Source organism: Parafrankia sp. FMc2, from assembly GCF_041008525.1.
GTDB lineage: Bacteria > Actinomycetota > Actinomycetes > Frankiales > Frankiaceae > Parafrankia.
On record NZ_JBFLUG010000048.1, the window covers coordinates 1 to 22,700 of the forward strand.

The 22,700-nt window shown below is 68.7% G+C and carries 15 protein-coding genes and 1 pseudogene; 10 read left to right on the plus strand and 6 right to left on the minus strand.

Translation table 11 applies throughout. The features are described 5' to 3' along the window. Positions 1-255 precede the first annotated feature (255 nt). From AB1460_RS18000 to AB1460_RS18010, 3 genes and pseudogenes are all read left to right on the plus strand, one after another. Positions 256-501 carry a DUF6973 domain-containing protein gene (locus AB1460_RS18000; RefSeq protein ID WP_368962683.1) on the plus strand — a complete coding sequence of 82 codons (246 nt, stop codon included), beginning with the start codon at positions 256-258 and terminating at the stop codon, positions 499-501. 393 nt (positions 502-894) lie between these two features. Beyond that, positions 895-2,079, plus strand: a complete 1,185-nt coding sequence (locus AB1460_RS18005) for a cation diffusion facilitator family transporter (RefSeq protein ID WP_368962685.1) — start codon at positions 895-897, stop codon at positions 2,077-2,079. Positions 2,080-2,228: 149 nt separating this feature from the next. Further along, a pseudogene (locus AB1460_RS18010) lies at positions 2,229-2,918 on the plus strand (MerR family transcriptional regulator); the annotation flags it as partial. An 845-nt stretch (positions 2,919-3,763) separates the two neighbouring features. Here AB1460_RS18010 and AB1460_RS18015 read toward each other — a convergent pair. Further along, complete coding sequence (locus AB1460_RS18015; protein ID WP_368962689.1) at positions 3,764-4,954, minus strand: glycosyltransferase; 1,191 nt, start codon at positions 4,952-4,954, stop codon at positions 3,764-3,766. A 485-nt stretch (positions 4,955-5,439) separates the two neighbouring features. Here AB1460_RS18015 and AB1460_RS18020 point away from each other — a divergent pair, with 485 nt between their 5' ends. Both AB1460_RS18020 and AB1460_RS18025 read left to right on the plus strand, forming a co-directional pair. Next, on the plus strand, positions 5,440-6,486 hold the full coding sequence (locus AB1460_RS18020; RefSeq protein WP_368962691.1) for a methyltransferase: 1,047 nt from the start codon (positions 5,440-5,442) through the stop codon (positions 6,484-6,486). Positions 6,487-6,776: 290 nt separating this feature from the next. After that, entirely contained in the window at positions 6,777-8,246 is a 1,470-nt protein-coding gene (locus tag AB1460_RS18025) for an MFS transporter (protein WP_368962693.1), read from the plus strand. Between the two features lie 86 nt (positions 8,247-8,332). On the opposite strand, the gene AB1460_RS18030 is transcribed toward AB1460_RS18025, so the two are convergent. Further along, positions 8,333-9,103: a MerR family transcriptional regulator gene (locus tag AB1460_RS18030; protein WP_368962695.1), complete on the minus strand. Its 771-nt coding sequence runs from the start codon at positions 9,101-9,103 to the stop codon at positions 8,333-8,335. Between the two features lie 420 nt (positions 9,104-9,523). Between AB1460_RS18030 and AB1460_RS18035 the strand changes: the two genes are divergently transcribed. The 4 genes from AB1460_RS18035 to AB1460_RS18050 all read left to right on the plus strand — a co-directional run bounded on the left by AB1460_RS18035 (position 9,524) and on the right by AB1460_RS18050 (position 15,934). Further along, complete coding sequence (locus AB1460_RS18035; protein WP_368962697.1) at positions 9,524-11,239, plus strand: ABC transporter ATP-binding protein; 1,716 nt, start codon at positions 9,524-9,526, stop codon at positions 11,237-11,239. Beyond that, a complete protein-coding gene (locus tag AB1460_RS18040) occupies positions 11,236-13,038 on the plus strand; it encodes an ABC transporter ATP-binding protein (RefSeq protein ID WP_368962698.1) in 1,803 nt (600 codons plus the stop codon). The genes AB1460_RS18035 and AB1460_RS18040 overlap by 4 nt, the downstream gene beginning before the upstream one ends. Positions 13,039-13,125: 87 nt before the next feature. Continuing rightward, positions 13,126-14,286, plus strand: coding sequence for a class I SAM-dependent methyltransferase (locus AB1460_RS18045; RefSeq protein WP_368962699.1), 1,161 nt, complete (start codon positions 13,126-13,128; stop codon positions 14,284-14,286). Positions 14,287-14,362: 76 nt separating this feature from the next. After that, positions 14,363-15,934 (plus strand): FAD-binding oxidoreductase, encoded by a 1,572-nt coding sequence (locus AB1460_RS18050; protein ID WP_368962700.1) that lies wholly within the window; start codon positions 14,363-14,365, stop codon positions 15,932-15,934. Positions 15,935-15,943: 9 nt separating this feature from the next. Here AB1460_RS18050 and AB1460_RS18055 read toward each other — a convergent pair whose 3' ends face one another. From AB1460_RS18055 to AB1460_RS18065, 3 genes are all read right to left on the minus strand, one after another. Further along, positions 15,944-16,768: an ABC transporter ATP-binding protein gene (locus AB1460_RS18055; protein WP_368962702.1), complete on the minus strand. Its 825-nt coding sequence runs from the start codon at positions 16,766-16,768 to the stop codon at positions 15,944-15,946. After that, positions 16,765-17,727, minus strand: a complete 963-nt coding sequence (locus AB1460_RS18060) for a FecCD family ABC transporter permease (RefSeq protein ID WP_368962703.1) — start codon at positions 17,725-17,727, stop codon at positions 16,765-16,767. The genes AB1460_RS18055 and AB1460_RS18060 overlap by 4 nt, the downstream gene beginning before the upstream one ends. Before the next feature lie 155 nt (positions 17,728-17,882). Next, positions 17,883-19,004 (minus strand): ABC transporter substrate-binding protein, encoded by a 1,122-nt coding sequence (locus AB1460_RS18065; RefSeq protein ID WP_368962704.1) that lies wholly within the window; start codon positions 19,002-19,004, stop codon positions 17,883-17,885. A 494-nt stretch (positions 19,005-19,498) separates the two neighbouring features. Here AB1460_RS18065 and AB1460_RS18070 point away from each other — a divergent pair, with 494 nt between their 5' ends. Beyond that, positions 19,499-20,713 carry an acyl-CoA dehydrogenase family protein gene (locus AB1460_RS18070; RefSeq protein ID WP_368962705.1) on the plus strand — a complete coding sequence of 405 codons (1,215 nt, stop codon included), beginning with the start codon at positions 19,499-19,501 and terminating at the stop codon, positions 20,711-20,713. 111 nt (positions 20,714-20,824) lie between these two features. On the opposite strand, the gene AB1460_RS18075 is transcribed toward AB1460_RS18070, so the two are convergent. Continuing rightward, positions 20,825-22,399, minus strand: a complete 1,575-nt coding sequence (locus AB1460_RS18075; RefSeq protein WP_368962707.1) for an aminotransferase class III-fold pyridoxal phosphate-dependent enzyme — start codon at positions 22,397-22,399, stop codon at positions 20,825-20,827. Positions 22,400-22,700: the final 301 nt, after the last annotated feature.

Sequence of the window (22,700 nt, forward strand, 5' to 3'; positions counted from 1 at the left end):
GCCTGGCCGTCCTCGGATCCGTTGTCCTCAGGTACTACCGTGAGCACGGGCGTGCCTTCCCGACCGACGCGCCAACGTCGGCCTGACTGAGACCTCAACCTCGATCACCGGGAAGGTACGCCCTCCCAGCCGATCCACAGGTCTCAACCATTGCTCCACCGAGTACCGCAGGACCACCTGACGCCCACTCCCACCACACGGCGTTGATGTCACCAGCGCCACAACCGTTTACCGGGAAAGGTTCACTGGACGGCCATGGTTGCCGCACGCTTCGGCTACAACTGGGCAATCGAGCTCGGGCAGGCACACGAGTTGGGCACACCCCTGATCTCGCAGCAAAGACGAGTAGAAGCCCAAATTGACCTGCACAACAACAAGGTGGGGGCGAGGTACGGCGTCAACAGCGGGTGGAATTGGAACGACCCGAGAATCCGCGATGAACTTGCCAGAGTCGTCGACAGAGGCATCGACTACTTCAACTACCACAGCATAGAAGGATGACAGGAAAAATACTACCTGACAACAGAGAAAGGTAGATCAGCCGATGCCTGCATGATAATTTACCTGCCGAGCTGACAAAGTGCGGAGGGCCGGTGTGACCTGAAGCGAGCTTACACCGGCCGTCCGGAAGAAGATCTGACGACATGGTATGCGGCCACCCACACGGACACTGCCGGCAGCCGGCGACGCGCCCCAGGCCGAGCGGGAGCGACGGACCGTGGCCGGATTCGGCGCGGTTCGTCGAACAGTTGGCAGGGCGGGACGGCCGGCAGCGGCGCACGACCCACCGGTTCCACCCGCCGGGGCCGACGAGAAAGTGCGAGGAATTCGCAGGTACAGGTCGCTTCTTTCTGCACCGAAGCCGCATCCGATACTTCATGGGATCGTGACTACATGAGAATCGGGCACCACCACAACCACGGCGAAGAACACCATCACGGGCACGAGCACGGAGTGCCGCACGGGCACGGCGTTCCGTCCGAGCACGAATCCGCGCACAGGCGCGAAACCGTGCGCGGACACGACCATCCGCACGGGCACGAATCCCCACCCGGGCATCGGGCCGGCGCCGGCCACGGCCGCCGGGCAGCGGGCTGGCCGCGGCGGGTGGTCGCCCACCTCGCCCATCCGCACCACCACGACTCCATGGGCAGGGTGGACGCGGCGGCCGAGGCCTCCGCGGAAGGCCTGCGCGCGGTCTGGCTGTCGCTGGCGGTTCTCGGCTTGACGGCGGGCCTGCAACTCGTCGTCGTGCTCATGTCCGGCTCGGTGGCGCTGCTCGGCGACACCGTTCACAACGTCGCGGATGCGCTCACCGCTGTCCCGATCGCCGTGGCGTTCGTGCTGGGGCGGCGTCCGCCATCCCGCCGTTTCACCTACGGCCTCGGCCGCGCGGAGGATCTCGCCGGCGTGGCGGTGGTGCTGGTCGTCGCCGCGTCGGCGGGCCTCGCAGCGTACGAGGCGGTGGATCGCCTGGTGCATCCGCGCACCGTCTCGCACCTGCCTGCGGTCGCTCTCGCCGGGCTGATCGGTTTCGTCGGCAACGAGTGGGTGGCCCGACACCGGATCACGGTCGGCCGGCGCATCGGCTCGGCGGCCCTCGTCGCGGACGGCCTGCACGCCCGCACCGACGGCTTCACCTCCCTGGCGGTCCTGGCCGGCGCGGGTGGGCTGGCGCTGGGGTGGGAGCTGGCCGACCCGGTGGTCGGCATCCTGATCAGCGTCGCGATCGCCGCGGTGCTCCGGGACGCGGCCCGCGAGGTGTTCCGCCGGCTGATGGACGCGGTCGACCCGAGCCTGGTCGAGGCCGCCGAGCGGGCCCTGGCGTCGACGGGCGGCGTCCACGGGGTCGGTGCGGTACGCCTGCGCTGGGTCGGCCACGAGCTGCGCGGTGAGGCCGACATCGCCGTCTCCCCCGATCTCGGTGTCGTGCAGGCCCACGCCATCGCCGTGGACGCCGAGCACGCGCTCCTGCACGCCGTCCCCCGTCTGACAGCCGCGACGGTGCACACCGATCCGGCTCCGTCGCCGGATCACGATCGGCCGCACGCGGTACTGGCACACCATGCCCCGGCCTGAACCTCCTCGCCGGGTGCCAGGCCGCATTCGGGCAGGCGGCATCGTCGCGGGGATACGCCCTCCCCGGTGTCGTGGATTCGTGGCCGGGTGGGCTGCGGATACTCCGAAACGCCTTGATCCCCGAGTCCACCTGGGGTGAAATCCTTGACATGAAAGAGAATTTTGCCCGTATCGGCGAAGCCGCGGCACTCTTTGGCCTCGCACCTTCGACCCTGCGCTGGTGGGAACGGCAGGGCGTGGTCAGCCGACCCGGCCCCGGCGGCAGTCAGCGCCTGTACTGCGATCTCGACCTGCGCCGAATTGGGCTTGCCTATCTGTGCTGCATCACCGGCGGCATGCCACTCGAGAGCGCCGCGGTCGTGACGTCAACCGGGACCGACGCGGAATGCTGGCAGCGGACCGTGCGCGAGAAACTTTCCGATCTGGACCGGCAGATCGAGCGGATGAAGTCCGCCCGGGAATATCTCTCCGGCCTGCTGCGCTGCTCGGACGATGATCCAGTGCAATGCCCCTATCTCGACGCCGAGCTTCTCCTGCGCACCCCTCGGGGTCGCTTTCCCACCCAGGACCTGGTAAGCGCCGCGCGCAGCGCGGCCGCCGGGTCCGAGGGCCCGCCCCGACCGGTAGGGGCGGCCCGGCCAGGCGGGCCAGGCGGAGCCGACCACCCCGGCGCTGTCGGCGCACCAGTCCAGCCCGACACCCTCGGCGACACCCGGCAGTCCGCGACAGAACGGACACCGGTGTGCGCCTACTGCGCCGGGCCGCTGGCCCAGGCCTCCCGCGGCCGGCCACGCCAGTACTGCACACGCGCCTGCCAGCAGCAGGCCTACCGGGTACGCCGGCGGGAAGGCCGCGGCCAGGCAGGCGGCGACCGACCGGCCCGCCGTTCGCTGCCCGGCCACGCGGAAGGTCCGTCGAGACTGCGGGCGAGGCTGTCGTTCCGGCGGCGCCCGGATGGGCGCACCTCTCCCGGATGCTGAGATCCGGACGCGCGTCCGTGGCCGCGTCGATCCGGCCGGCGTACAGCGTGACGACCCGGTCGGCCTGGTACGGGCGGCGAGCCGGTACACGACCACGATGACAGCGCGCCGAGCCTCCTGGGCGTGCGCGGCGAGGGCTCCAGCGACGGCACGCTCCGGCACACCGCCCGCCTCGCCGACCGGCGAGACCACCTGAATGGCAGGGCGAAACACCGCCACCGAATCGCCGGAAACCATGAAGAGAGAATACGCCGGAGGTTGTATGACTTTCGGTCGAGAACTGTTTCGACACCGAGAACGACCACCTAGTTTCCGAGATAACCGCACCCTCCGGGGAAAGCGGGGACTCCGGATCCCGAAGGGAATATAATACCCAGCTCCGACGAGCCACGACAGGCGCTTGTCAAGCTTATCCATGGCGCCACAGCAACACAGGTACTGGGAATTTCCGCTCGACTGAAAATCACAGACAACATGAGGAGCTCCGGAGCGGAGTACACCGATCTCGCGGACATCCGCAAGATGCCGCCGCGATCTATGCTCCGGTTTCTCCGGGCGTTTGCCAGTATCGGTCTGGCCACCGAGAAAACACCCGGCAAATTCGCCCTCAGGGGTCGCGCCGACCTTACCCTCGACCGCGTGATTCCCCCTCACCATCCACGGGAGTTTCGATCATCGAGGCCGGGCCGGCCCGGCAGGGACAGCTAACTCGCTTTCAGCTCGGCGACAAGGTCGGGGAGTCTGGTCGCGACCTCGGTGGGGGAAGGCATGAGCGCGATCTCGCGCGAGATCCGACCGGCCGCCTCGCGGTACTCTTTCCCGGCCATCAGACGGGCGGCGATCTCGGTCACGGCCGAGAAGGTGAACTCGGCGGGTAGCAGTCGTTCCCCCGCCCCGGCCGTCAGTATCAATCGCGCGTTGATGAACTGATCCGCCCCACGTGGCATCACCAGCTGAGGCAGGCCGTGGCTCAGCGACCCCAACGTCGTGCCCGAGCCAGCATGGTGCACGACCAGGTCAAGATGCGGCAGCAGGTCGGCCTGCGGCACCCAGGACCGAAGGAACACGTTTTCGGGTACCGGTCCGACCGTCTCCAGCGTCAGTTTCGGTCCGACCGCGACCAGCACGTCCGCATCGAGTACCGCGAGCCCTCGGACCGCCTGGCGGAGCACATCACCCGCCCCTTCCGCCCCCGCCTCGGTACCAAGGGTGAGGTAGATCAGCGGGCGCGTGCGGCCGGACAGCCGCAGACCAACTGGCGGACCGCCCGGCTGTGCGAACGGTACCGGGCGTAGCTCGATCCTGCGAGCCTCCGCACGGAACTCCTGATCCTGCAGCGACGGTGGATAGATGTCCAGGTATGGGTGTCCGAGTGGGTTCAGGTCGCCGGGCGAGAGATCGAGACCCAGTCCCGCGGCGAACTCGTGCACCTGGCTCACATACTCTGGAGTAAGCGTGTTCAGCTCACGATGCCCAAGGCCGTGACAGAGGGCCGGGATGCCGGCCAGCTCGGCCGCGACAGCCGCGCCGGGACATACAGAATCGTAGACCAGAAGATCGGGCCGGAACCGCGTGAAGACCTCGCCGAGATCAGCCGCGTAGCTGCGCGGCAACACAGAACCGAAGGTTACCATCACGTGATGTTCAGCCTGCGCGGGGGTCATCTCCTGACGATCGACCTGCGCACCGAAGAGTTGTTCTCCACCCCGCCCGAACGCCTCTGCCAGCGAGATTCCCGCGGCAATCGGTTCCAGACCGAGAGCTGACAGGGTCGGATGCAGGGCCTTGTCTACCGCGTACCCGACGCGATGCCCCCTCCGGGCTGCGGCAACGGCGAGCGGCAGCATCGGAAAGATATGTCCATAGTGCGCGAGACTGGAAAAAAGAATATGCATCACTAGTCTCCTCTCATACTAGTTTCCGGCCGGTTGCCGACGCCCACAGAGCGACATCCAGACGGCGGAGATCGAACGGAGGGCCGCCCGAAGAACACCGAGGCCACCCTGCCAGGACTCTCCGGGAACCGGGCTGAGGTACACAAGATGACCGGTGGTCCCAGTAGGAGCTACACCCGAGGATGTAACACGCCTAGGCGGTGTCCGTCGTAGAACTCGAGGTCGCCCGGGCGTGAACAGCGGGTCGCCCCCGGCCGGGCGCGCAACGACCGGGCGATTCCCTCCGCCGGAGAAGCCGATGGTTGCGGGAGGAGTCCCGGCCGCCTCGATCCGGAGTTCTAGGACGGTTGCAGGAGCCGCAACAGTCGGTTTGACTGGATCCCACCCTCAGAGGGTCTCGATTCATCTCGATCGGCGATTCGAACGTAGGCGGCCGGCGCAACAGCCGGAGCAAGGAGAAGCCGATCCGCTTCGAAGGGAAAAGAATGCCCGAGGTGAACGCCGTGCAGGTGGCGTCGAATCCCCATCAGACCCTGCTGCGGCTGGTGTTCGGGTCGACAGGAACGCAGGTGGTGGGGGCGGTCGTCCGCCTGGGTCTCGCCGACGCGATCGGCGAAGGTCAGACGGCGGTCGACGGCATCGCGCGCCACTACGACATCCCGGCCGAGCGGATGAACCGGCTGTTGCGGGCGATGGTGGAGCTGGATCTGGCGACGGAGCCTCGTCCAGGCGTCTACTCGCTGACCGAGGCCGGCCATCTGCTCCGCGTGAACCACCCGGGATCGCTTCGTCACATGGCGCGGTTGGTGACGGACCCGGTGACCCAGTTGCCGTGGTCGCGGCTCGACTCGTCGGTCCGCACCGGCCGCGCCGCGTTCGAGGATGTGTTCGGAAGGCCGATGTTCGAGCACTTCGCAGCCCATCCGGACCTGTCCGCGCTCTACAACGCGGCCATGGGTGAGATCACCCGGGGCTTGGCCGTGGAACTCGCGGAGTGCTTCGACTTCTCGCGTTTCACGCGGGTGACCGATGTCGGCGGCGGAGACGGCACCCTGCTCACCACAGTGCTGGGCCGTCACCCACATCTGACAGGTGTGGTCTTCGACAGCCCATCGGGTGTGGCGCAGACCCTCGGTGCCGTCAGGGCGGCCGGGCTGGACCGGCGCTGCACAGTCACCACCGGCGATTTCTTCGAGGCCGTGCCGACCGGGTCTGACCTCTACCTGCTGAAGAGCATCGTGCACGACTGGGACGATGAACGGGCCGTCACGGTGCTCCGTCGGTGCGGTGAGGCGCTGGGCGAGGGCGGCCGCGTCCTTCTCGTCGAACAGGTGTTGCCGGAGCGACCGGAGTCGACCGAGCCGCGGGATCCTTTTCTGAGCGACCTCACCATGCTCGTGCTCTACGGCGGGAGGGAACGGACTCGGGCCGATCTCGTGGAACTCTGCACCCGGGCGGGGCTGAAGATAACCAGCACCGCCACACTGCCGGCGCAGCCCGGCATCTCCCTGATGGAGGCGACTGCCACCTGACTTCCGCCGGCACGGGTTCCGCACCGCCGGAAGGAACCCGGGGGAGCCGGAGGTTTCGTCACGTGAGCCACGCGACCGGGGACTTTCATCATCCCGGCGGGGCCATCCATCACATCACCTCTGCTCACACATCCGATGGCGGAGAGTCGCGCAGCGCTTGACGTCAAGTCGGCTTCAGGTCGCAGGCTTGGGGCGGTCGGGCGCCGCGCGGTGTCGGGCGGGGGCTGTTCCGCCTGTCCTGGCCTCGCCGGTGGCCGTGACCTGTGACCTCTTGTGCCAGGGAGTTGAGGATGTCCGTCGGATCCGCACCGAGGGCCAGGCCCCGGATCGCCCGGGAGCAGCTCGGCCTCGTCGTGCCGGTGTACCTGTTGGCCTTCATCGCTCTGCTCGACGTCAACGTGGTCGTGATCGCCCTGCCCAGCATGAAGTCCGACCTGGGCATGTCGAACGCGGCCCAGCAGTGGGTGGTGAGCTCCTACACGCTGTGCCTGTCCGCCCTGGCGTTGTCCGCCGGGGCTCTGGGCGACCGTTACGGGCGCAGACTCGTCTTCCTGGTCGGAGTCGTGCTGTTCACGGCCGGTTCGGCGGTCTGCGCCGCCGCGACGTCCTCGGGTCTGCTGGTGGCGGGCCGCTTCGTGCAGGGTGCCGGCGCCGCGATCGCTCTGCCCGGCTCGTTGTCCCTGATCGCGCAGTCGTTCACGGACCTGGAACAGCGGGCGCGGGTGATGGCCGGCTGGGCCACCGTCGTCAGCGTCGCGGGCGTCACCGGCCCGGTGCTCGGCGGCGTGCTGGTCGACACGTTCGGATGGCCGTCGATCTTCCTGGTGAACCTGCCGCTGGGCGTCGTGGCCCTGGTACTCGGCTCCCGTTCGATCCCGGAATCCTCCGACCCCGGGCACGCGGACCTCGACCTCGCCGGTCAGGCGCTCGGGATCGGCTGGCTCGGTGGGTTGTCCTACGGCCTGGTGAACGCCGGCGCGCATGGCTGGTCCGCGCCGGCCACGGTGGTGCCGATCGCGGCGGCGGTGATCGGGTTCGTGGCGTTCCTGGTGGTGGAGCTGCGTCAGCAGCGGCCGATGCTGCCGATCCGGATGTTCGCCAATCTCCGGTTCACGGCTCCGAACACGGTCGCGTTCGTGTTCGGCTTCAGCGGATTCACCCTGACCGTCTTCCTGCCCACATTTCTGCAGGATGTCCAGCATCACGACGCCGTGCGGGCCGGTTTCATGTTGCTGCCGGTCGCTGTCGTCGGGCTGTTCGTGCCGGCCGTCGCGGCGAGGTGGGTGGCCAGGGCAGGGTTCTGCGGACCGCTCGTCAGCGGCATGCTGCTGCTCGTGGCCGCGCTGGGCCTGCTGCTCCTGGTAGGCCCGGACAGCGGCTACTGGTTGCTGGCGATCCTGCTGGCGCTGGTGGGCGCGGCGTACGGGCTGACCGCGACGCCTTCCAACGCCGCGGTCATGGCGGCGGCGGACCGGGAACGCACCGGTACCGTCGCGGCGACCATCAACGCCATCCGGCAGACGGGCACATCGCTGGGAGTCGCGTTGCTCGGCACCTTGCTGGCCTCCCAGATCACCCATCTCGACGGGCGGTCCTTCGAGCAGGCGTACACCGACGGCCTGCATCTGGTCGCCGTGGTTTCAGCCACCATCGCGGTCGCCGCGGCCGTGCTGGTGCTGCTCACCATGCGTGGTGACGGGGCCGCCCAGCGGCCCCGACCGGAGCGGGCCGCGCCGGCAAAGGCTTCCGCGCGCACCTGAGGTTCACCCGCTCCCACCTCCCGTCCCGGTGCCGCCTGGTGACTGCGCTGCGGCGGTGTGGCGGTGGGCGGTGTGGCGCCGGGTACTCACCGGGGTCTCTCCCCGCTTTCCCCGCTCTCCCCGCTCCTCGCGCTCTCGGCCGCCCTGGCCCGCGCGCGATAGGCCCGCTGCTGGCAGGCGCGTGTGCAGTAGGTACGGGGACGCCCCAGTGGTACCCGCGGAACCGCGCGATCGCAGTACGCGCACCTGGCACCGCCGCCCGGCTCCGGAGTGCCGGGGCCGGCGGGGTCCGGTTCGTCGGGCGCGGCGGGGAGACGGCCGCTCGCCGCAGCCCGGGCGGCGGCGATCAGCCCGACGTCGCGGAAACGGCCGCGGGGAGTTCTCCGGACGAGTTCGGCGTCCAGGTGAGCACACCGCGCGGGATCGTCGGCCGGGCAGCGCAGCAGGTCCGCCAGGTAGTCGCGGGCGAAGGTCATCCGCTCGATCTGGGCGTCGAGTTCGGCGACCTGCAGGCGGACTTTCCGCTGCCACGACTGCGTACCGCACTCGGCCGAGGTGACGACGGCGACGCTGTCCAACGGCATTCTGCCGACGACGCGGCAGAGATAGGCGAGCCCGATCCGGCGCAGCTCCAGCTCCCGGTACTGCCGCCGGCTGTCGCCGCGGCCGGACGGGCTGATCACGCCCTGGCGTTCCCACCACCGCAGGGTGGACGGTGCCAGCTCGTACAAAGCGGCGGCCTCGCCGATGCGGGCGGCCGGCGCGTCACCGGCACGGGAATCGGCGCCGGCACGGGAGTCACCACCCTCGGCTCCTCGGTCGCTCTTGCCGGCGACCACCACGCCAGGTCTTTTCATCACATCCCGCCCATCGTTTCACTCCGTCTTTCGTCACAGGCCTTCGAGGTCGGCAGCCTGCCGGCCCCCGATCTCCCGGATGACAGGGGTCCTGCTGTCAGGGGCCGCCGACCGGCTGGCGACATTGACATGAAGTCAACGTCAGGTCACAGGATTAGGTCAACCTAAGGCTTCCCCTTCGCCGCGGACCGATTCCGTGCGGGTCGCGTCTTTCGCCTGGAACGAGGACATCCGATGACACGTGCCGGACCAGCCCCGCGCGGCGCCCGGGCGGGATCGCGATCAGCGTCACCAGCCGGCGGACGGCCCCGCGGGACCATCGCGGCCGCCGGGACGGGCGGGACGGGCGGGACCAGTTCGACCAGCGCGGCCGTCCCACCGGCCGCGCCACGGATGCTGCCCTTCCGCGATGTGGCCCGGATGCTCTCCCCGATCCGCAGGCAGCTGGTCGGGTGCGCGGCCCTGTCCGCGGCGGCCGCGGCCGCCGGCGTGCTGTCCTACGTGGCGATCGCCCAGATCGCCCGTACCGCGCTGGCCGCGCCGGGCCCCGCGGCGGAGTCCCGGGCGGTCTGGGCCTGGGCGGTGGGCGGCGTCGCGGGCGCGGTGCTGCGTCTCGTCCTCGACGGGTTGTCGGCCCACGTCGGGCATGACGCCGACGCGCGGATGCTGCACCATCTGCGCATCCGGCTGACCCGGCGGCTGGGCGTGCTGCCGCTGGGCTGGTTCCGGGCGGCGGGGTCGGCCCAGGTGAAGAAGGCGATGACCGACGACCTCGAAGCGATGCACCACCTGTTCGCCCACACGCTGGGCAGCGTGCTCGGCGCGGCGGGCGCGCTGACCGTCGCACTCGGCTATCTGCTGGTCGTCGACTGGCGGATGGCGCTGGTGACCGTCGCCGTGCCCACCCTCTCCGTCCTGGGCTTCCGCCGCGCGATGCGGTCGTCGTCGGGACACATCGCACGCCTGATAGCCGCCCAGGGGAGGATCAGCTCGGCCGCCGTCGAGTACGTCGACGGCATCAGCGTGGTCAAGACGTTCGGCGGTTCGACCGACCGGGTGCTCGACCGTTTCGACAGCGCGCAGGACGAGCACACGGCGGCGTATCGGGCCTGGACGGCGGAGAACCTGGCAACCGCTTCGGTCAACCAGGTGCTGACCGCGGAGACGGCGATCCTCGGTGTCGTCGCGGCCGCGGGCCTGGGATTCGTCCGGGCCGGTTGGCTCTCGATGTCCGACCTGCTGCCGTTCCTGATCGTCGGTATCGGGCTGCCGACCTCGTTGAACCCGTTGATGCGCAGCACGCAGGGGCTTCGGGCGGCGCGGATGGCGGCCGGGCATCTGGACGCGCTGCTTTCCCTCGACCCGCTTCCCGAACCCGCCGAGCCGCGGGTACCGGTGGGCCACCGCGTCGAGCTCGATCGGGTGAGCTTCTCCTACGACGGTGTGACCGACGTGCTCAGCGACATCAGCGTGCGGTGCGAGCCGGGCACCGTCACCGCTCTGGTCGGGCCGTCCGGGGCCGGCAAGAGCACGCTGGCCGCGCTGTTGCCGCGCTTCCACGACGTCACCGCGGGTGCGGTACGGATCGGCGGGGTGGACATCCGCGAGCAGTCGTCGCAGACCCTGCTGGCCTCGATGTCGCTGGTGTTCCAGGACGTCATCCTGCTGTGGGACACGGTGACCGAGAACATCCGGATCGGCCGGCCGGACGCCACCGACGAGCAGGTACGTGCCGCGGCCAGGGCGGCGCAGCTGCACGAGGTGATCGAACGGCTGCCCGGTGGCTACGACACCGTCCTGGACGAGGCTGGCGGTGGGCTGTCCGGAGGAGAGCGGCAGCGGCTCACCATCGCGCGCGCGATCCTGTCCGATGCCCCGGTCGTGATCCTCGACGAGGCGACCGCCGCACTGGACGCGGACAGCGAGGCGGCGGTCCAGGACGCGCTCGGCGAGCTGGTCGCCGGCCGGACGGTGATCGTGATCGCGCACCGACTGCATACCATCGTCGACGCGGACCAGGTCCTGGTACTTGACCGGGGTCGCCTGGTCGAGCACGGCACCCACCGGGACCTGCTGGCCCGTGGTGGTCGCTACGCCCGGATGTGGTGGGCTCAGGACACCGGGGCCGCGGCATGATCCGCCGTCTCTGGCGGCTGTGGCCGTCACCCGGCCTGCTGGTCCGGCTGTGGCTGCTGACCGCCGTCCTGGCGGTTCTGCAGGGCCTGCTGCTCGGGCTGTTGGTGCCGGTGCTGCGCGCACTGCTACGACCCGAACCGGACTTCGGCGCCGCCACCGGATGGCTGGTTCTCGGCAGCGCCGGCCTGCTCGCCTACTGCCTGCTCAGCGCACTCGTCGCGCCGGTGGGTTTCGCCGCCTCGATGGAACTCGCCGTCCAGTTGCGTCGACGGCTCATGGGGCATGTGACCACGCTGCCGCTGGGCTGGTTCACCGCGGACCGCAAGAGCCACTTCGTGCGCACCGTCACCAACATCACCGGCGAGCTGGCGCAACTCACCTTCGTCATCATCGCACCGGCCATCACCGGCCTGCTCGTGCCGATCACCGTCGTCTCGGTGATCGCCGTGGTCGACTGGCGGCTGGCGATCCCACTGCTGGTCTGCCTTCCCGCCGGGCTGCTGGTGCTCCGGCAGACCAGGCGGACGGTCGCGGAGGTGTCCGCGGCCATGGAGGTGGGTGGAAACGCGGTCGCCGGCCGGGCGCTGGAGTTCGGCCGGGCCCAGCCCGTGCTGCGCGCAGCCGGTCTGGCCGCCACCGGCGGTGTCCGGCTCCGCGAGGCTCTCGACCTGCACCGCCTGCGATACCGACGTGGTCTGCGGCGGATGCTGGTACCGGAACTCGCGTTCAGTGCCGTGGTGGCCACCGCGTACGTCGCCACGGTGCTGCTCGGCACCGGCTTCCTGCTCGACGGGACGCTGCCGGCGGCCGACGCCGTCGCCCTGCTGGTACTGGCGGTCCGTTTCGTCGAGCCGTTCGGCGGGCTGGGTGGCCATGCCTCCGGCCTCGGCGCGATGGAATACCTGGTGACCTGCGTCGAGGATGTGCTGCGGACGCGGGCGCTGCCCGCGGCCCCGCACCCGGTGCGGGCGGTCCCGCACGCCGGCATCGAGTTCACCGCCGTCAGCTTCTCCTACGGCGCCACCCGCGCCCTCGCGGACGTGTCCTTGCGCTGCGAACCGGGCACCACGACGGCGCTGGTCGGCGCCTCGGGGTCGGGCAAGACGACCGTGACGCGCCTGGTCGCACGCTTCTTCGACGTCGACTCCGGCTCCGTCGCGGTCGGCGGTGTGGACGTGCGCGACTACGACCACACCGCCCTGACGGCCCAGATCGCGATCGTGTTCCAGGACGTCTACCTGTTCGACACCACGATCGAGGAGAACATCCGCCTCGCCCGGCCCGACGCGAGCCAGGCCGAGGTACTCGCCGCCGCCCGTGCCGCCCAGCTCGACGAGGTGATCGACCGACTGCCCGCCGGCTGGCGGACCCAGGTCGGCGAAGGAGGCGCGCAGCTGTCCGGCGGCGAGCGCCAGCGCGTCTCCATCGCCCGTGCCTTCCTGAAGAACGCCCGCATCGTGCTCATCGACGAGGCCGCCTCCGCGCTCGACCCCGAGAACGAGGCGGCGGTCAGCCGGGCCATCGCCACGTTGGGAGACGACCCGGCCCGCACCGTCGTCGTGATCGCGCACAGCCCCGCGACCCTGCGTGCGGCGGACCAGATCATCACTCTCGACGGCGGCCGGGTCGCCGAGTGCGGACCGCCCGCCGAGCTTCTGCGCACCGAAGGCATCTTCGCTCGGCTGTCCAGGCAGCACGAACACACCCGGAGCTGGCGTATCAGCGCACGGACCGATCCCGCCCGGCACCAGGCCGCCGGCGACGCCGGGCCTTCGGTGGAGACTTCGGTGTCACCGTAGGGACTTCGTGGGGACACCGGTCGATCCTTGAAGCGGCACAACCGATACGGAAGTTCCCTGTCCCGACGACATCGGAGCCGTCTCCCTATGCCCATCAACTCCCCGGAAAACATCAACGAATCTCTTTTGCTGGCGGCCGGAGGTTCACCGGAAGAACTCATTTCAACCATCGAGCAACTGACTCTGCAGAAGACTGCCCCGGCGTTGGTCGACGAGATCGTGGCCCGCTGCCTGCCCCGTCAGGAAATGGAAGTCGAGCTCCTGTTCGAGATCTTTTTCGGAAAAGAATCGACCGAGAGCACCCTGACGTTCGGCAACGGCCGGATCAAGGTGACCGGCGGCCGCGCCGGGGATCCCGGAGCGCACATCAGGTTCGAGGCAGCCGATCTCGTCACCGCTCTGTACGGTCCCGCCGGCAGGCCGGGTGGTCTCACCCGGGAGGTGCATTCGCTCCTGAAGCTGCCGGGCCGCGGCTCCTGGGAGGACACCTACCAGCTCTTCCTCACCCAGACCGCCTACGCCGAGGTGATCCAGCTCGTCCTCGCGGCGTGCTCACCGAGAACGCCGGACCTCGGCGAGCTCTCCGTCCGGTACCGTTCCGACAAGTGGGGTTTTCTCCACTGGTTCACCGGGCATTACGAGAACCATTTTCGGCACCTGCTCGACGAACCGGTGCGCCTCCTGGAGATCGGCATCGGTGGCTACGGGGACACATCCTCCGGCGGTGCCTCGCTCCGGATGTGGCAGAACTATTTCCGGCGGGGTCGAATCTTCGGCCTGGACGTCTACGAGAAGACCTCAGTCCACGGACCGCGACTGCGGACGATCGTCGGCGACCAGAACGACCCGGCGGCCATGCGCAGGCTGGGCGAGCAGGTCGGGCCGTTCGACGTCATCATCGATGACGGCAGCCACGTCAGCGAGCATGTTCTCACGTCCTTCGAAGCGCTCTTTCCGTACCTGCGCGACGGCGGCCTGTACGTGATCGAGGATTTCGGGACCACCTACTGGCCCGGCTTCGGTGGCGCCCGCCCCGACGCGGAGGGCGCCCAGACGGCGATGACCAGGATGAAGGGCCTGCTGGACGGTCTGCACTATCCGGAATACGAGGACGCGGCCATTTACCAGCCATCTCTTACGGATCGGACGGTCTCCGCCGTCCACTTCTATCGGAACCTCGTCTTCATCGAGAAGGGCCTCAACGCGGAGCCTGGCCCGCCGGAGTGGATGCCGCGGAGTCCCGTGTAGCAGTTCCGTCGTTCCCCCAGCTGCCCGCGTGCCCGATGCACCGCGTCGGGCACGCGCCCATGAGGAAGGAACAGCGATGACGGTCGACTCTTCCGGACCCGGTGCCGCATCCGGCCAGCCAGACCCACTTCCACCAGCCATCCACCCGCAGGACCCACGGTACGACGATCTCGCCCTGCGACGACGGAACGAACGGTTCACGCATCGCCCGGACTACTTCCGGGTGGTACGGACGACCGATCAGGCTGTGGCAGCGGTGGCGCACGCGGTCCGATCCGGTCAGCGAATCGGTATACGGAGCGGCGGTCACTCCATGGAGAACTCCGTGGGCGAACAGCCCGGCGGTGTGATCATCGACATGGCCGCGATGAACGGCATCTACTACGACTCCTCTCATCATGCCTTCGTCGTGGAGGCCGGCGCGACGCTGGGAGCGGTGTTCCGACAGCTCTACGTCAACTGGGGCGTCACAGTCCCCGGCGGATGGGGACACACCGTCTGCGTCGGCGGTCACGTCCAGGGCGGTGGCTACGGTGTCCAGTCCCGCCGCCTGGGGTCGATCGTGGACTATCTCGACGCCGTCGAGGTCGTCACGGTGGACGGCACCGGCACCGCGCGGGCGACACGGGCCAGCAGGGACCCCGCCGATCCGAACCACGACCTGTGGTGGGCCCATACCGGCGGTGGGGGCGGAAACTTCGGTGTGGTCACACGTTACTGGCTCCGATCACCGGCGGCCACCGGCAATGATCCCACGACGGTCCTCCCCAGGCCGCCAGCCTCGCTGCTGACCGGAATCATGACGTGGTCCTGGCAGGAGATGAACCGCGACTCGTTCCACCGGCTGATGCGGAACTACTCTGCCTGGCACGAGCGCAACAGCGCGCCGGGATCTCCCTGCGCCGGCCTGGCCGCGCGACTCACGGTCTCCTGCCGGCAGGAGAAGGACGGCCCCGGCGACATCGTCGTGGTGGCTATCTCCGAGGCCGGCGAGCCTGGTTCCCGCGACCTGCTGAAGGCGTTCTTCGCCGCTGTCGGCGACGGCGTTGGCGGAAATATGATCATTGACGGGCCAAAGCCCTGGCTGTACACCATGATGCCGCCCGTGGAGGACGCGGAGTCGCAGCGGGGCGCAGAGCACGACCGCTACAAGGGAAAATCCGGGTACCTGCGCCGAGGCTTCACGGCCGACCAGGTGGACACCGTGTACGAATACCTGGGGACTCCACATCCCCAGCTCGAGCACGGCGCCCTCTGGTTGCTCTCCTACGGTGGCCAGGTCAACGCGGTGAGCCCGACGGCGACAGCGCTGGTGCAGCGCGACTCCGTCCTCAAGGCCGTCTACACCGCGACCTGGCTGCACGCCGAGGACGACGAGAAGAACCTCGACTGGATCCGCCGCTTCTACCGCGATGTCTACGGCGATTCGGGTGGCGTCCCCGTACCGGGAGAAGTCAGCGACGGCGCCTACATCAACTACCCCGACGCCGACCTGGCGGACCCGCGTTGGAACACCTCCGGCGTTCCCTGGCATCACCTCTACTACAAGGAGAACTACCCGCGGCTGCAGCGGGTCAAAGCCCGCTGGGACCCGGCGGACGTCTTCCATCACACACTGTCGATCAGGCCCTCGACCGAAGCGGAGTAGTTGATCATATTACCGTGACCGCCGGGGGTGGGGGACCGGCTCGGGTTCCGGAGTTCTGTCCTGCTTGGTCTTGCGTGAGAATGCCAGCACAGGACTTTTCGTCACCGGATGGGTGAGGACGACACAGTCGACACCGAAGACCTCGCGAATCAGGGCGGGGGTCAGGATGTCGACCGGCGCCCCGGCGGCTACGACCCTGCCCGCTTTGAGGACATAGAGCCGATCGCAGTAGGTGGCAGCGAGATTGAGGTCGTGCAGCACACACAACGTCGCTCGCCCCAGTGCGCGGACAAGCTCGAGCAGGTCCAGCGCAGCATGGATGTCGAGGTGGTTGGTGGGCTCATCGAGAAGAAGCAGCGGGGTCTTCTGCGCGATCGCTCGAGCGACGAGGATGCGCTGCTTCTCCCCACCCGAGAGTGTTCCGACCTGCCGGGACCCGTACTCGGCCATGCCGACCTGTGCCAACGCCTCGCGGATCACGACTCGGTCGACCTGCCGCGTTCTGTCGAACGGGCCCTGCCACGGTGCTCGGCCCAGAGCGACGATCTCCTCGACAGTGAATTCAAAGTACGTCACGGGCTCCTGGTGCACCAGAGCCGCCCGGCGGGCCACCTCACGCTGACTCAGCTTCTCCACGTTGTCGCTGGAAAGCAGAACCGAGCCGGCAATGGGGTCGACGGCTCGATAAATAGCACGTACCAGTGTCGTCTTGCCGCTGCCGTTGGGGCCCACGAGCCCCACTCGCTCGTCGTTCCCGACCTGGAGACTGCAGTCGGCGAGGACCGGCCTGCCCGCGAGGGTCACGGATATGCGGTCGAGTTCCAACCGTGTCATCGCCCTGCTCCAGATTTTCGCATCAGCCACAGGAAGACGGGGGCACCCAGTACTGACGTGACGACGCCGACCGGAATCTCCTCCGGTCTGATCGACACTCGGCAGAGCACGTCGACGACGACGAGGTAGATCGCGCCGACAAGCATTGTCATGGGCAACAGGCGCTGGTGATCAGGGCCGAACAGGATGCGGACCAGGTGTGGGATGACCAGCCCCACGAAGCCGATGCCGCCGGCGACCGCGACCAGCACCCCGGTGACCAGCGAAGTCATGATGAGCAGTCGGGTTCGAAGCCGGTGGATGGCTACGCCCAGCGACAGCGCTCCGTCGTCACCCAGCACCATGGCATTCAGGGCGCGGGCATGGCAGAGGAGATAGCCTCCCCCTAGGGCGACGACCATGGTCGGAATCAACAGGGTCGACCAGCTCGCGGAGGCGAGAGAGCCGAGCATCCAGAAGAGGATGGACTGCGCCGCCTCAGGATCTCCGCCGCGCAGGATCACGAAGCTGGTCAGCCCGGAGAGAAGGTACGACATGGTCACTCCGGCGAGGATCAGTCGCGTCGGGGTGAAACGCCCCTCCTGCCGGGCCAGGAAAAGCACCATCACGGTGGATGCGAGCGCACCGACGAAGGCGGCACCAGAGGTCGACAGTCCGGCGACGGCGGCGGCGCCGAAGGTGATCGTGATCGCCGCCAGGAGCCCGGCCCCGGCCGACACCCCAAGCAGATAGGGATCCGCGAGCGGATTGCGGACAGTCGCCTGCAGAACCGCGCCCGCCAGGGCCAGGCCTGCCCCGACGACCACCGCCAACAGCACGCGCGGTACACGCAGTTGCCAGACGATGTAGTCATTGACCTCGCTCACCGGCCGGGAACCCCCGAGCAGATGGTTCTGGAGAACCGAGGCCACATCGCCCGGCCGCAACCCCACCGAACCGATCAGGACAGCCAGGGACATCGCGCAGACCAGCACTGCCGGCAGGACCGCTACCGACAGGCGCCGGACGCTTCTGTGACGCCACCTCCGAACCGGTTCCCGCCTTCCGCCGCCGACCTCGACGTGGGCCGGCGTGCCGACTTCGGCCACGCGCGCCGCACGATTCCTCGCGGCCATCAGGCGAAGCGGTCCGGGTGCAGGAACCGCGCGAAGTCCTCGACCGCCTGGACCTGACGTGGACCGGTGGTGCCGGCCAGATCCGGGTTGATGACGAACAGACGGTCGTTCTTGACCGCGCCGGTGGTCGGGAAGTTGTCCCGAAGATATCTCCGCGCCTCAGACTCCGATATCGAGGGGAAGAAGATGAACGCTTCCGGATCAAGCTCTGCTATCTGTTCCTTGCTGTAGACCAGCGTTTCCTGGTCATTGTCGACGAGATTGACGGCGCCAGCACCGTCCAGAATGTCAGCCGTCATCCCGCCGGAACTGACATAGAGGTCGGATCCGATCAGCGACATCATGACGACTTTGACCGGAGTGGCGCCCCGGACCTTGTCACCGACGTCGGTCATCCGCTGTTCCAGCCGACCGACGAGGGTCGCGGCGGCGGCTTCCTCGCCGACCAGCGTGCCGATGCGCTCGATGTCATCGAACACCGCCGTCAGATCCGTGGCGTACGTGCCATCGATCGTGCCACAGCCGGTCGTGCCGACGTAGACAGCGATTCCCGCCTTCTCCAGCTCGCTGATCGTCGGGCTTCCCGACTGCCCCGAGACGACATGACCCTGCTCCGCGATGACGAGGTCGGGCCCGTGGGCCAACAGCGCTTCCCTGCTGGGGTAGTAGTCACCGAGGTCCGGCAGGTCTTCGAACAGATGCTGGTTGGCGGGCAACGGTCGCGCGGAAGCCGATACGACGCCGCTGATGCGGTCACCGGCGCCGATATCCACGAGGGTGTCCGTCGTGGCTGCGCCGATGACCACGATCTTCTCGGCCGGGGCGTCGAGAGTGACCGTTCGACCGCAGGATTCGACCTGTATTCCGGCGCCGGTACCGGACGCGGCGGTTTCCGACCCTCCGTCGCCGCAACCCGTAACACCCCATGCGATCGCGGAGCATGCGAGCACCGCGGCGACAAGACTACGCGGGCGGCAGGTGGGGAAGCTGGGCGAGGCGGTGGAGCGGAAATGCATCGCGGCGGTCTTCCTGCGCTGGATCGGTGTTCCGACCACTTCGTCGCAGATCTCGTCGAGCGCCCGAGAGCACGGTATTCCGCCATCGTCAGCGGCTGTCGTCATATGCAGGGACTTCCCGTGGCTCGGCGGGTTAGGAAAGCCTAGCTTTACTTATGAAGCCGACTTCATGTCAATCCTTGAAATATCGTCACAACTGCGGTGTGACGGAAACCCTTGCCCACACGTGAGACTACATGATCGGCCCGTCGCAGCGCAGGTCCGTGCCGACCGGGGTCGTGACGAAAAGGAGCGCTCGGCGCGATGCCCATCGCCCCGGGGCCGGCGGTGCCGCGGTGCTCGGCCGGTGATGGGCAGCGGCCGGCGGACGTCCGGCGCCGGACGTTCTAGAACGAACGGTCGATGGCGGCTGGTCCACCCAGATGTGAATCTTCGAGACGGTGCGACGTGGTGCCGGGTCCGCGACACAACCCGCGGTAGGAGCGGCTCCCGGCAACGTACCTCGACGTGGCGCGGCCGACATGCTCGACGGACACGACGGCTCCCGGCCGCGAAGCAGCCGAGCGAGTACTTCTCGGCGATCGGACGAATGGGAGAAGATGAGCGCTTATCAACGCGGTGTGGATGCCATCTGGCCGGACACCGAGCATCTCCTTCCGGAGAGTGTCGTCACCGAGCTCGCCGGGCTGGCCGAGGAGAACGACCGTGGTGGCCGGCTGGCCGACCGCAGCGTCGAGGCGCTGCGCGAGTGCGGATACTTCGGGCTGCCGGTTCCCGTGGAGTTCCACGGTGGCGGCGCTTCGCTCGTCGAGTGTTGCGCGGTGCAGCGCCGGCTCGGCGCCGCCGACGCGGGTCTCTCCGTCGGCATGAACATGCATCTGTTCTCGATGGGCTACATGGTCGAGCACTGGAACCGGCACCACGACGAGTCGGCGCAGCTGATGGAGGCGATCGCCCGCACCGGCCAGATCGTCGCGTCGGCCTTCGCCGAGCCCGGGTTGGGCGGCGCCCTGACCAGGTCCAACTGCACCGCCCGCCGGGTCGGTGACACCTGGGTGACCAACGGGGTGAAGGTGCCGTGCTCGCTGGCGGAACGCAGCGACCTGCTGTGCCTGCAGATGATCGACGAGGCCGGCGGGCCCGAGAGCCTGCTGGTCGCGCTAGTCCCCACCAGCACTCCGGGAGTCGCCGTCGAGCGCACCTGGAACACCCTCGGGATGCGCGCCTCGGAATCCGACACCGTACGACTGACCGAATGCGCGATCCCGGACGACCTGATCATCCACCGGTGCGCACCCGGCTCGGTCGGCGACGACGTCTTCGCCGCGGGCAACGGCTGGTTCTGCACCACGGCCACCGCGTGCTACCTGGGTGTCGCCACCGCCGCCATCGACCAGGCCCGCCGCGCGCTCGCCGGCTCCCGGGTGAGCCACCTGGAAGTGACCCGGGCGGCGCTGCCGTCCTTCCAGTCGGCGCTGGGTGACATCCTCGCCGATGTTCTCCCGCTGGAGGTGGCCTGCGCGGGCCTGGCCCGCCAGCTCGACGAGCACAAGACCGACCCACGGGATCTCACCCCGGCCATGCTGGCGCTCAAGCAGCAGGCGATCGAGAAGACCATCAGGGCGGTGGAGCTGGCCGCGGAGCTCGTCGGAGTCGCCTCGTACGCGGCGCACGGCCCCGCCTCGCGCCTCATCAGGGACGTGCACGCCGCCCGTTACCACCCGCCCACCCGTTTCGTCACCCGCCAGCTGCTCGGCCGGTGGGCGCTCGGCCTGCCGTGGAGCTTCGAGCTGACCGAGCGACCCATGGAGTAGCCGATCCGCGCCGGCGGAACTCGTTTGAACCAGACCGGGAGCGGGTCCACCGGACGGACACGCTCCCGGTCCGCTGCCTCGCCGCGCGGATCAGGCGCTGCGGGTGGTGGACTACAGCAGCGCACCGCCGTCCTCGGAACGCAGGATCGAGCACATCGCACGTAGGGCGATGTCGATTCGCTCGATATCCTGGTCAGTCAGGTAAATAGATGGCTCGAAACGCACCGAGTTCCACGCCGGGCCGGCGGGAAGAACCCGGATCCGGTGCCTGCGCAGAAGATAGCCGGCCAGGAAGTACCCCAGAAATCCCGCCCGTGCGGGCTCCCGGATCACCTCCGAGGCCGACTCCGACTGCTCGGCCAGTTCCATCGCCAGCATGAGGCCGATGCCGTGGACACCCGTGACGACGTCGGGGAAGTCCGCCTGCACGGCGGCGAGCGTCACCGCCAGCCGGCCGCCTCGCTCCGCGGCGACGCGATAGGCCTCGCCGTCATTCGCCTCGAGCATCTCCAGAGTCTTCAGAGCGATTGCGCCCGAGAAGCCGTCCTTGGCGAACGTGGAACTGTGGATGACCTCGAACTCGGGGCGGAACCGATCCTGGCGGACGAGGACGACGGAGTTCTTGGCGATCCCGCCGCCGATGCTCTTGGCTAGCGTGTAGTAGTCCCCCCGCAGTCCCATGTGCGAGCTTGCCAGGAAGGCGCCCGTCCGGCCCATGCCGCTCTGCACCTCGTCGACCACGACCGGGCAGCCCAGCGTCGCCGCGGTCCGCTCGATCTCCCGGGCCAGCGCGGCGGTCACCGGACGCATGCCGGCACCCCCGCGCACCGGCTCGACGAACAGCGCCCCGACCAGCGGGAAATCACGCTCGACCAGGCGCACCTTCCCCGCGTCGATGATCACGTCGAGCGCGTACTCGCGAAGGCTCGCGACCGCCTTGGCGAAAGCCTCGGGGTCGGCCGCGGGAAGGAAGCGGGCTGCCGGGGCCAGGGCCGCGAACGGTGCCCGCCACTGCTCGTTCTGAGTGAGCTGGATGCTGCCCACGAGCTTCCCGTGGAACGCGCCCTCCAGCGCCAGGAAGAGCGGCGGCCGACCGAGGAGCTCGGCATTGCGGCGGCTCACCTCGGCTGCCAGCGCCTCGAAGCGCTCAACCGGGTCCCCGACGGCGCCGGCGTCATCGGAGCCAGCGGCAGCGGCCGTGGCGGCACCGCCACGGACCGCCCGGCGGGCCTGCTCCAGGTGCTCGGCCACCTCGTCCATCAGGGCCCGGACGCGGTCGCGGCGCTCCAGCTCCGCGTGCTTCATACAGATCTCGATCGCCTCGGCCCCGCTGTTGGCGAACACCGCTGTATACCGGTCGTCGCGGCCAGTCTCCCGCCGGACTATCGCGTTCAGCGCGGCGCCGACCTGGTTCCCGTGGGGCTGCTTCGACAGCTGCGCATGCACCGGGATCCCGGCGTCGAGCGCCGCCTTCGCATGCGCCACGATCTCGGGGTGATGGTGGCCGAAGATCAGCGATCCGAATCCGCACAGCAGATCCAGGACGGCGACCTCATCGCCGCGGTCGTCCCGGTAGTACAAAGTGTTCCCCTCGGCGCGGACGTACTCGACAGCCAGGCCGACTCCCGCCAACCATGCATTCAGAACCGCGTCCGCGAAGATGGTTTCCGCGGGTGCTGTGGACATCGTGACCTCGTTTCAATGCCGGGCGGGCCGCCCACCGGGAGGAGACGACAACGGCCTCATTACAACCGCCGCGACACAGATCGACAATACGATTAGTCCACCCGGTGTAAACCGGTATTCGAACTTTCGGTCATGTTGTGTGCCCGGCAACCGGTCGGGAAGATTATCCGGTGCACCTGGAGAAAGGATTATCTGACCGAGCCCCGGGCGGGCAGGCAAAGCCCGCCCACACCGACCGTGCCGGACCGACCGGCCCGGCACCTGCCAGGCCGACAGCCTCGGTCACCAGCCTGCCGGCCAC